Annotated in this window: 10 protein-coding genes; 3 read left to right on the top strand and 7 right to left on the bottom strand. The window is 62.0% G+C overall.

The features are described from left to right. The coding region (locus tag B3605_RS12965) for a YMGG-like glycine zipper-containing protein (protein WP_296434360.1) at window positions 1–198 on the bottom strand (198 nt) is incomplete at its 3' end. Between the two features lie 348 nt (window positions 199–546). On the opposite strand from B3605_RS12965, the gene hemA reads away from it, so the two are divergent. After that, on the top strand, window positions 547–1,761 hold the full coding sequence (hemA, locus tag B3605_RS12970; protein ID WP_018901583.1) for a 5-aminolevulinate synthase: 1,215 nt from the start codon (window positions 547–549) through the stop codon (window positions 1,759–1,761). A gap of 883 nt (window positions 1,762–2,644) precedes the next feature. Here the strand turns inward: hemA and dxr are convergent. After that, window positions 2,645–3,838 carry a 1-deoxy-D-xylulose-5-phosphate reductoisomerase gene (gene dxr, locus B3605_RS12975; protein ID WP_112943801.1) on the bottom strand — a complete coding sequence of 398 codons (1,194 nt, stop codon included), beginning with the start codon at window positions 3,836–3,838 and terminating at the stop codon, window positions 2,645–2,647. A gap of 356 nt (window positions 3,839–4,194) precedes the next feature. Here dxr and B3605_RS12980 point away from each other — a divergent pair, with 356 nt between their 5' ends. Then, a complete protein-coding gene (locus B3605_RS12980; protein ID WP_296434363.1) occupies window positions 4,195–4,845 on the top strand; it encodes a hypothetical protein in 651 nt (216 codons plus the stop codon). Window positions 4,846–4,898: 53 nt separating this feature from the next. Next, window positions 4,899–5,186: a BON domain-containing protein gene (locus B3605_RS12985; protein WP_162725112.1), complete on the top strand. Its 288-nt coding sequence runs from the start codon at window positions 4,899–4,901 to the stop codon at window positions 5,184–5,186. 3 nt (window positions 5,187–5,189) lie between these two features. On the opposite strand, the gene B3605_RS12990 is transcribed toward B3605_RS12985, so the two are convergent. The 5 genes from B3605_RS12990 to B3605_RS13010 form a co-directional block, all read right to left on the bottom strand. Next, on the bottom strand, window positions 5,190–5,339 hold the full coding sequence (locus B3605_RS12990) for a hypothetical protein (RefSeq protein ID WP_183795259.1): 150 nt from the start codon (window positions 5,337–5,339) through the stop codon (window positions 5,190–5,192). 140 nt (window positions 5,340–5,479) lie between these two features. Further along, a complete protein-coding gene (locus tag B3605_RS12995; RefSeq protein ID WP_018901578.1) occupies window positions 5,480–5,992 on the bottom strand; it encodes a DUF992 domain-containing protein in 513 nt (170 codons plus the stop codon). Window positions 5,993–6,294: 302 nt separating this feature from the next. Further along, window positions 6,295–6,648: a hypothetical protein gene (locus B3605_RS13000; protein WP_112943798.1), complete on the bottom strand. Its 354-nt coding sequence runs from the start codon at window positions 6,646–6,648 to the stop codon at window positions 6,295–6,297. A 130-nt stretch (window positions 6,649–6,778) separates the two neighbouring features. Next, window positions 6,779–8,212 carry a family 16 glycosylhydrolase gene (locus tag B3605_RS13005; protein ID WP_112943797.1) on the bottom strand — a complete coding sequence of 478 codons (1,434 nt, stop codon included), beginning with the start codon at window positions 8,210–8,212 and terminating at the stop codon, window positions 6,779–6,781. Between the two features lie 143 nt (window positions 8,213–8,355). After that, complete coding sequence (locus B3605_RS13010) at window positions 8,356–9,675, bottom strand: HlyD family type I secretion periplasmic adaptor subunit (RefSeq protein WP_112943796.1); 1,320 nt, start codon at window positions 9,673–9,675, stop codon at window positions 8,356–8,358. Window positions 9,676–9,697: the final 22 nt, after the last annotated feature.

Below are 9,697 nucleotides of genomic sequence, written 5' to 3' on the forward strand. Positions count from 1 at the left end.
GGGCTGTTCGGACACGCGGCCGATCAGCGCGCCGGACACGCCGCCGACAGCAGCACCCACAGCGGCACCACGAACATTGCCGGTAACCGCGCTGCCGATGATGGCGCCGGATGCCGCACCAATGCCCGCACCCTGTTGCGTCGGCGTGCAGCTTGCAATCGATAGGCCGATGAAGGCGAGCGCAATAATCTTTTTCATCAATAACTCCTGATTGGTCGCCCAAGCGGGCGGTGGCCGTCCCTGATTCCTGTCTTTTTTGTAACCTAGACTGCAAACTATGGCGCAAAAAGGGGCAAGCAACCGCTCCAATCGATTTCAATTGGTAGGCGACCGCGAAAATCGACTGGCAAATCGGTCACCAAGAACCATGCGAAGCACCACGCGCAGAGCTGCAATGCGCGATTGATCTGGCCAAGGACGCCAATTTCAAATTAAAGTAATTCGAAACTAGGGGCCAATTGACGCACATGGTGTTAAATCGGACCAAATGGGTTGACGTGCAGTCGTCATTGGGCGGAGAACGCCTGCACGATACTGGAGCATGAGATGGATTTCGAAGCATTCTTCAAGAACGAGCTGGAAGGCCTTCACAACGAAGGTCGTTACCGCGTGTTCGCCGATCTTGAGCGTCACCGCGGCAATTTCCCGCGTGCCACGCGCCACACCCCCGAGGGGCCGAAGGATGTGACCGTCTGGTGTTCCAACGACTATCTCGGCATGGGCCAGAACCCCAAGGTGATCGAGGCGATGAAGAACGCCATTGATCACTGTGGCGCGGGTGCGGGAGGCACCCGGAATATTTCTGGCACCACGCACTACCACGTTCTGCTCGAGCGCGAACTCGCAGATCTGCACGGCAAGGAATCGGCCCTGGTCTTCACCTCGGGCTACGTCTCCAACTGGGCGGCGCTGGGCACGCTCGGCGCCAAGATCCCCGGCATGATCATTTTCTCGGATGCGCTGAACCACGCATCGATGATCGAGGGCATTCGCTACGCAAAGTGCGATCGCGTCATCTGGAAGCACAACGACCTGCAGGATCTGGAAGCCAAGCTCGCTGCCGCCGATCCGAAGGCGCCGAAGATGATCGCCTTCGAGAGCGTCTACTCGATGGATGGTGATATCGCACCGATCAAGGAAATCTGCGACCTCGCCGACAAGTACGGCGCCATGACCTATCTCGACGAAGTCCACGCTGTCGGCATGTACGGCCCGCGCGGCGGTGGCATTGCCGAACGCGAAGGCCTGATGGACCGCCTGACGGTTATCGAAGGAACGCTCGGCAAGGCCTTCGGCGTCATGGGCGGCTATATCGCGGCATCCACCGCGCTTTGCGATTTCATCCGCTCCTTCGCCTCCGGCTTCATCTTCACCACGGCGCTGCCGCCAACGCTCGCCGCCGGTGCGGTCGCCTCGATCCAGCACCTGAAGGTCAGCCCCTTCGAGCGCGCGCGTCATCAAGACCGCGTTCGCCTGCTCCGCGCCCAGCTCGACAAGGCCGGCATCCCGCACATGCCAAACCCGAGCCACATCGTCCCCGTGATGGTCGGCGACGCCGCCAAGTGCAAGTGGATCTCGGATCTTCTGCTCGACAACTGCAACGTCTACGTCCAGCCGATCAACTACCCGACGGTTCCGGTCAAGACCGAACGCCTGCGCATCACGCCCACGCCGCTGCACACCGATGCCGACATCGAGCACCTGGTCGAAGCGCTGCATTCGCTGTGGTCGCGCTGCGCACTGGCCCGGCACGTGGCGTAAAGGTACGTTCGACGGCGCTGCACTCTCGGCTTGGAGTTTACGGCAGACAGCGAGAGTCATAAGCTATTGAAAGAACGCGGAAACCCCACTCGCCGCGTCATCCTCGGGCTCGTCCCGAGGATCTAAGCACGGTGCCCGGAATTCAACGGTGCTGGGTGCATGAAAGAGCGAAGCAAGCTCTTCATTCTACCGCCAACCCGCGTCTCCCGCCTCGCCAAGTGTCCACTCACGTCCAGCAAGTTGGCCGCTCGGCAGATGCTCGGCACAAGACCGATCATGACGGCGGTGGGTTCGGACATGGCTGCGGATAGAGTGGGCAACCTGTTGAACGAAAACGGCGCCCCACTCTCGGCGTCATCCTCGGCCAACGTGCCGAGGATCTAAGCACGGTGCCCGGAATTCAACGGTGCTGGGTGCATGAAAGAGCGAAGCAAGCTCTTCGTTCTACCGCCAACCCGCGTCTCCCGCCTCGCCAAGTGTCCACCCACGTCGAGCAAGTTGGCCGCTCAGCAGATGCTCGGCACAAGACCGAGCATGACGGCGGTGGGTTTGGGAACGGCTGCGGATAGAGTGGGCATAACCTGTTGAACGAAAACGGCGCCCCACTCTCGACGTCATCCTCGGCCAACGAGCCGAGGATCTAAGCACGTCGCCGAGAATGCAACGGTGCTGGGTGCATGAAAGAGCGAAGCAGGCTCTTCATTCCGCCGCCAGCCCGCGTCTCCCGCCTCGCCAAGTGTCCATCCACGTCGAGCAAGTTGACCGTTCAGCAGATGCTCGGCACAAGACCGAGCATGACGGCGGTGGGCCTTGAGACGGCCAATCATCGAAGGAAAACGGTGCCGCACGGTCGCAGACTTGAAGACGACCGGAACCCGTCCCCTCAGGCAGCCTTCTCCCGGCTCGCCACCAGTACCGCAGCCCGCTGCCGGGCCTCTTTATCGACGGCAAACACATCGTCCATCGTCGCGGCCTCAGGCAGATGCGCCAGCTGGTCCATCACCGTCTCGGTCACATCGGCCATGGCGAGGAACGACAGGCGACCAGCGATGAAAGCCTCGAGCGCCACTTCCTTGGCCGCGTTCAAAACAGCGCCCTGCACGCCACCGCGCGTCATCGCAAGACGAGCGAGCCGCAGCGCCGGGAAGCGCGTCTCGTCGGGCGCTTCGAAATCCAGCCGCGCCAGCTTGGCGAAATCGAGCCGTTCGATTGGTAGGTTCGGACGGCGCGGATGCGCCAGCGCGTAGCCGATCGCGGTGCGCATATCAGGCGCGCCGAGCTGCGCCAGCACCGAACCATCGGTATAGCCAACCATCGAATGGATCACCGATTGCGGATGCACGATGACCTCGATCTGTTCGGGCGTCAGCCCGAACAGATGCTTGGCCTCGATCATCTCGAGAGCCTTGTTGAACATCGAGGCGCTGTCGATCGAAATCTTCAGGCCCATCGACCAGTTCGGATGCGCGCGCGCCGTCTCGACGGTCACGCCGGCCATCTCCTCCAGCGAGGCGTTGCGGAACGGTCCGCCCGACGCCGTCAGGATGATGCGTTCCACGGCGTGGCGCTGGTTCTCTTCCAGCACCTGGAAGATCGCATTGTGTTCGCTGTCGACGGGCAAGAGCGTGCCGCCGCCGCGGCGCACGGACTGCACGAAGAGGTCGCCGGCGGAGACCAGGCATTCCTTGTTGGCAAGCGCAATATCGGCGCCCTTGCGGGCCGCTGCCAGCGTCGGCGCAAGCCCCGCCGTCCCGACGATCGCCGCCATCACCCATTCGGCCTCGAGGTCGGCGGCTTCCATCAGGCCTGATTGACCGGCGGCAACCGCGATCCCGCTTCCAGACAGCGCGCTCTTCAGCGCCTCGTAATGGCTGTCACTCGCCGTCACCGCGAGTTTGGCGCCGGCCGCGCGCGCCTGCTGCGCCAACAGATCGACGTTCTCGTTGCCCGTCAGCACGGAGATTTCGAAGTTTTCGAGACCGCCGAGATGCTTCACCACATCGAGCGTGTTCTTGCCGATCGAGCCGGTCGAACCGAAGATGGAGAGGCGCCGAGGCCCGTTTCTGCCCGTGATCATGCGCGATTTTGCCTGCGTTCCGTCATTTCCCTCGGCTCTACAGGGGATTGGAATGAGCGGCAAGTGTGCAGTGCAGCAGATTTTTGGGCCTAAGGGGTTTACATCCCCGCCGGTCGATGTGATCCTGACAACAATCCTCAGGGATAGGAGCATTGGCAATCGTATCGGTTGCAATTTTCAAGCTCCGGCGGCGCAAATTTCGCGCCCGCTTCCGTATCCGCGCCAAAGGCCGGACGCGATTAAAACCAGAACGAGATGTTGGGTTTGCAAGGCGAAATCCTGCGCGCTTCCGTGCGTTTCCGCTTCAAGCCCGCATCGACCAGAAGACCCTCATCGTTACGAAGGGACAAATGGCCATGAAAGCGACAAGCAGTTTATTGCTTCTGCCCGCCGCGCTCATTTCATTCGCACCGCGCGTCCACGCAGAAAACCTCGTCATCTGGACACCCGTGAAAGTGTCCGAACGATCCTACAAGGCGACGATGGGCTTTCGCCTGCCCGCCGAATGGGAAACCAGCGCCGGCGCCGATATCGGCCTTGCGGCATCGAAGGGCGGCGTGCTGCTCGGCGGCTCGGAACAGGCCTCGCTCTGGGGCAAGATCACCAAGGTCAGCGTCACGCCCGCCGCTCGCGCCGAGCGCTCGGCCAGCGTGCGCGTCGATACGTTGCGGGGCAGCGGCGCGCTGATGCTCAGCCGTTCCCGCAGCTGGATCTTCTCCGACTCGCTGGACATGGTCTCGACCCGCTTCGTGCAGGTCCGTTATGACGCCGTCGACACGCGCCAGACATTCGTCGATACCTCGCAAGCACTGAAGTTGATCCAGCCCTGGACCGGCACCTCGCTCTCAGCGGCCGCCACCGTGTCGGGCTTCAATGGCGATGTGACGAGTTCGCTGGCGCTGAACCAGTTAATCCTCCCCGACCTTAATTTGAGCGCAACAATCAGCAATCCTGGATCTTCCACCCGCTCGGGAAGCATCAACCTGAACTACCGGGTCAGCTGGTGACCGCGCAAGCGGCATCGGATTTCGCAATCGAATGGGAGGAAGGAAGGCATGACATGGCAAGTTACGAAATATCACCGTCCTCAAGAAAGACGGACCTGAAGGAAGAGGCAGCGCTGACGGCGGATGTCTCCACCGCGCTGGCCGTCGCCAGCGGCTTCGATGCCTCGCACATCGCGGTGTCGGTCGAGCAAGACGAGATCGTGCTGACCGGATTGGTCGCCACCAAGGCGGACCTTGCCAGCGCGATCATCGTCGCCGAGACGACGGCAAGCGACCACACGGTTCGCAATCGCATTGTCGTCGCGCAGTCCGTGCTCGACGACCTCGGCGAAGCCGTCTGAGCATCAACCGGCGAAGCGTTCCATCAGGAAGCCCGAGGCGACGCGATCCGTCTTCTGCGTCGTGACGGGGCCGCTCGGCTGGTAGCTGACGGCGATGAGAAGGCCACCGATCAAGAGATAGGCAACCGCGAGCATCGAGAGTTTCATGGTCATGAGCTTGGTCTCCTTTGACCAGAACAACGCGACGGCTGGCCGTAGGTTCCCTTCCCGAAATGGGCCACCCACACGGCACCCATGAAACGAAAAAGCCGCCCCTCACGGGACGGCTTTTCCATTGAAATCATACGATAAAATCAGCCGGCCGGCGTCAGCGTGACCGAGGTGCCGGTTGCAGCAACGTTAAGGCCAAGCTGGCCGGTGACGCTGATGGTCTGCAGCTGGATCGAGCCGGCGGTGCCGCCGAACAGCACGTTGGCGCCGACGCCACCTGCAAGCGTGGCTTCAGCGGTGATGCCCTGGTAGAGGCCGCCGAGCGAACCGCGATGATAGCCTGCGGTCGGAGCAAAGACAGCCCAGACGAGACGGCCGCGCGTGGTGAAGCCGAGGTCGACACCCATCTTGCGGATGGTGCCGCTGTAGTGATCGACGGAGCCGCGCGTACCGTTGAAGACGCAATCGACGGACTTCGCCGAACCCAAGACGTAGCCGACACCGCCGCCGACGTCGCAGGTCAGAACGCCGATCTTGACGCCATCGCGCTGATCCGGCTCTTCATAAGTCGTCACGAGATCCGCTGCCGCTACCGAAGTAGCGAAGACTTGAGCCAGCGAGGCTGCTGCGACGATCGATGCGATTGTCTTGTTCATTGTGGTCTCCTTAGTATCCTGACGAAAAACATAGTGCCTTGTTATAACTTACCAACCCCGGCTGTATGAACAAAATTAACAAATGCTCAAAAGCAAATGTGTGGGGTTTGATTCGCTACATGCATCCCGATTTCTGGCTGATTTCGGGCGTCAATCAGGCGGCGCCTGAATAAATCCCTGTGATCGCCTGTTGTTCCACCGTCATCACGCGTTCTTGTCTTCTGAAGCGCGACGAATTGGTGGTTTCCGCGCACAAAAAAGGACCCCGGGCTGCGCCGGGATCCTTGATCGCAATGCGATGATTACTTGAAGTCAGGGCATGCCTCGCTCTCGGACGCGCCGCTATTGCCGCCCTGGGCGGCCGTCGTCCCCGGCATCGGCTGCGCCGGGCAGCGGGTGCGGTCGACGGTCCCGGTCGTATTGGTGTTAGGCCCCGTGCTCATCGTGCCGGGCGTGGTGCTGTAGGTGGCGTTCGGATCGACCACCGTTGGCGATGTTCCAGTCGTATTCGGAGCATCCGCGTTTGCGCCACCGCCGCCATCGACCGTGCTGCTGCCGATCGTCGAGCCAGCCGGGCTCGGGTTGGACTGGGCCATTGCCCCGCCTGTTGCCAGACCAAGTGCCAGGATCGATGCCGCGATCAGTTTCGCTTTCATGATGCTTCTCCTTCTTTCGTATCGACATGGGGTCAACGACAGAGGGCTTTCATCGTTCCCAAAAAATACGGGCAAAAAAATACGGGCGCATATCGAGCGCCCGTATCCAAAAGTATCTGATAGGACCGCTTCAGGCTTGCCAGTCATCCGTCGCTGTATGCGCAGCAGCAGCAACCGGGCTATCAGCCAGCGAATAGGCGTGGATATAGTCGATCTTCATTTCCGAGCCGTTGGGCAGGCCATTCGTCGGCGAACCGGCAATGCCCCCGACAGCAAGATTGACGATCATGTACATCGGGTCGTGCATATCGTCAGGCGTGTCGGCATGGGCGATCGCCACGTCGTCGAAATACCAGACGATCTGGTCCTGATCCCAGAGCACCCCATAGGTATGGAAGCCCTCGGTGCTCGCGACGCTGACGGCCGTCTGGTCCATCGTATGGCTGCCGCTCGCTGCCGAATGCGCCGTCACGTGAACGGTGTTGGGATCCTGCCCACGCATTTCCACCACGTCGAGTTCCGGCGGCCAGGAGCCGTCTTCGGGCAGCAGCCAGAAGGCTGGCCAGACGCCTTGGTCCGTCGGCATGTCCGCCCGAATCTCGAAGTACCCGTAGGTCTGGGCGAAGGTCGAGTGGGTGTTGAGCATCCCCGACGTATAGTCGAAGCCTTCGAGCTGGCCGGACAGCGCCGCCGGCGTTTGCGCCGCCGTGATCGTCAGCACCCCGTCATGCACGGAGAACGGATTGACCGACGCCGTACCGGCATAAGACGGGTTGATGTACCACTGCTCCTCGGCATTATCGGGCAGCGTGCTGCCCTTCTCGGACGCCCACCAGAACTTGGCATCCCAGGTTCCCTGACCGCCGCTATGGAGCGACAGGCTGTCGAACTCGTCGGCGAAGGTCATGGTCAGCGCCGAGCGATCGAGCGTCAGCTGGAACTGGTCGGCGTGGAGCGCCGAAGCCGTGGTATTGGCCAGCACGAGGCTTTCGCCACCGCCGAGGTCGATCCTGAGATTGGCGCCTTCCTGTGTCGAGTGGCTGACGACCTGATCGAAACTCGTCAGGGAATAGCCGTTGAAGCGGATCGTGTCGTCGCTGCTGAAATCGACGATGAGGTCGCTGCCATTGCCGCGCGTGAAGAGAAAGGTATCGGCCCCGCCGCCGCCGATCAGCACGTCGTTGCCCGCGCCGCCATCGATCGTCTGACTGCCCGCAGCACCGGAGATGATGTTGTCGGCGCTGTTGCCGAAGGCATAACGCCCGGCGCCTGTTACTGTCAGGTTCTCGAAGTTTTCAGGCAGCGTGTAGCTCATCCAGGTGTTGATCGTATCGATCCCGCCACCCGGCTCTTCGACCGCGCGGTTGATGGCGGAGTAGAGATAATAGATATCGTCACCCGTGCCGCCCTGCATGGTCACGTTGACCGAACTGTCACCCCATATGCTGTCATTGCCGGCGGTGCCGTTGAGCACCGGTCCTGATCCGGTGGCCGACAGCCAGGCGGTGGATGATCCGCTATAGAACAGGCTTGTGCCGACTGCGTTTTGAATCGACTGTGGCATAGTCGTCTCCTAGGGTTTTCGTGATTGAAACATTGCCAAGGGCATCCACACGATGCCCTGATGGCCGAACGCTCCTCCCTTGCCCGACGCGCCTCCTTCCAGGCGCCATCAGGCACAGGCCCCTTATTCCTCCCTAAAAGCCCTTATTCCTCCCTAAAAGCACGAGCCGCCTGATCAGTGAACGGCTTGGCGAGATAGGCCAGCGCCGTCCGCTCCCCCGCTTCGATGAAAGCCTCCACCGGCATGCCGGCCACCGGCGTCAGCTTTCCAAGCCTTCGCCATTCGCCGTCCTCGATATGAACGCGCACGCCGTAGTAGCTCTGGCCGGTTTTCTGGTCGGTGGTGAGATCCGCCGCGATGCGCTCTACCCGGCCATTGAGCTCCATGGTGGTGCGCTGGTTGAAGGCCGACAGCCGCAACACCACAGTCTGTCCCACCGCGACCTGATCGATATCCTGCGGTGACAGCCTGAGATCGGGCGTCAGCGCGTCGCCATCGGGAACGATCTCCATGATCGCCGCGCCCGCCTGCACCACGGCACCGGATGCATGCACCGAAAGCTGATGAACGATGCCCGCCTGCGGCGCGCGGATGTCGATATGCTTGAGATCGTCTTCGACCGCGACCAGCCGCTCGGCATATTCGCCGGTATCGCTTTGCGCCTGCCGCAGCTGGTCGGAGACTTCGCTCCGCCTGTCGTCGCCAAGCTGGATGATCTGCAGTTCGGTCTCGGCGATCTTGCCCTTCACCTCGGCTGCCGATGCCACGAGGTTGCCGAGCTCGCCGGTGAGATCAGCCGCGTCGCGCTGCAGCGCGTAGACCCGCGTTGCCGGAATGATGCCTTGTTTCAACAGCGGCTCGAGGCTCGCCAACTCCTTGCCGATAATTTCGATCGCCTGCCGCTTGCCCTCCTGCTGTGCCACCAAGCCATCCGCCTGCTGGCCGAGCTGGCGGATACGCTCGCGCAGCTGCGCCACCTGTCCGCTAAGCGAAGCCCGCCGGTCCTCGAACAACCGCTGCTCGCCCTGCATCAGCGTCTCCCGCTCCTCCGGTGGGGCCTGTTTCACAAGATCGGGAAACGCGAACGTCTCGCGCCCGTCCCGCTCGGCCGAAAGCCGTGCCGTTCGCGCCGCAAGCTGCCGCAAGCGCCGCGACACGATCGAAACCGTCGCCCTCGCCTGCGTATCGTCGAGCCGCAGCAGCACCTGCCCCGCTTCCACCTTGTCGCCATTGCGAACGAGGATCTCGCCGACGGTCCCGCCCTTCAGATGCTGGATCGGCTTCACATAGCTGTCGACGACGAGTGTGCCCGAGGCGATCACCGCGCCGTTGAGATGGATGGTGGCAGCAAGGCTGCCGAGCACGCCGACGAGAACGAGAACCGCCGCCAGCGCCACAAGCGCCAGCCGCCGGATGGCCCGTTCGGCGATCGGTGCGCCCGCACCATTTGCAAGAGGCTTCATCGCGCCGCCCTCCCCTCGCTCA

The sequence above is a fragment of the Rhizobium sp. UBA1881 genome, from assembly GCF_002338015.1.
Lineage (GTDB): Bacteria > Pseudomonadota > Alphaproteobacteria > Rhizobiales > Rhizobiaceae > Rhizobium.

What these genes read in the sequence shown, in the direction of transcription:
- hemA (WP_018901583.1), top strand. Translation starts at nt 547, where the DNA reads ATGGATTTCGAAGCATTCTTCAAGAACGAGCTGGAAGGCCTTCACAAC.
- dxr (WP_112943801.1), bottom strand. Translation starts at nt 3,838, where the DNA reads ATGATCACGGGCAGAAACGGGCCTCGGCGCCTCTCCATCTTCGGTTCG.
- B3605_RS12980 (WP_296434363.1), top strand. Translation starts at nt 4,195, where the DNA reads ATGAAAGCGACAAGCAGTTTATTGCTTCTGCCCGCCGCGCTCATTTCA.
- B3605_RS12985 (WP_162725112.1), top strand. Translation starts at nt 4,899, where the DNA reads ATGGCAAGTTACGAAATATCACCGTCCTCAAGAAAGACGGACCTGAAG.
- B3605_RS12990 (WP_183795259.1), bottom strand. Translation starts at nt 5,339, where the DNA reads ATGACCATGAAACTCTCGATGCTCGCGGTTGCCTATCTCTTGATCGGT.
- B3605_RS12995 (WP_018901578.1), bottom strand. Translation starts at nt 5,992, where the DNA reads ATGAACAAGACAATCGCATCGATCGTCGCAGCAGCCTCGCTGGCTCAA.
- B3605_RS13000 (WP_112943798.1), bottom strand. Translation starts at nt 6,648, where the DNA reads ATGAAAGCGAAACTGATCGCGGCATCGATCCTGGCACTTGGTCTGGCA.
- B3605_RS13005 (WP_112943797.1), bottom strand. Translation starts at nt 8,212, where the DNA reads ATGCCACAGTCGATTCAAAACGCAGTCGGCACAAGCCTGTTCTATAGC.
- B3605_RS13010 (WP_112943796.1), bottom strand. Translation starts at nt 9,675, where the DNA reads ATGAAGCCTCTTGCAAATGGTGCGGGCGCACCGATCGCCGAACGGGCC.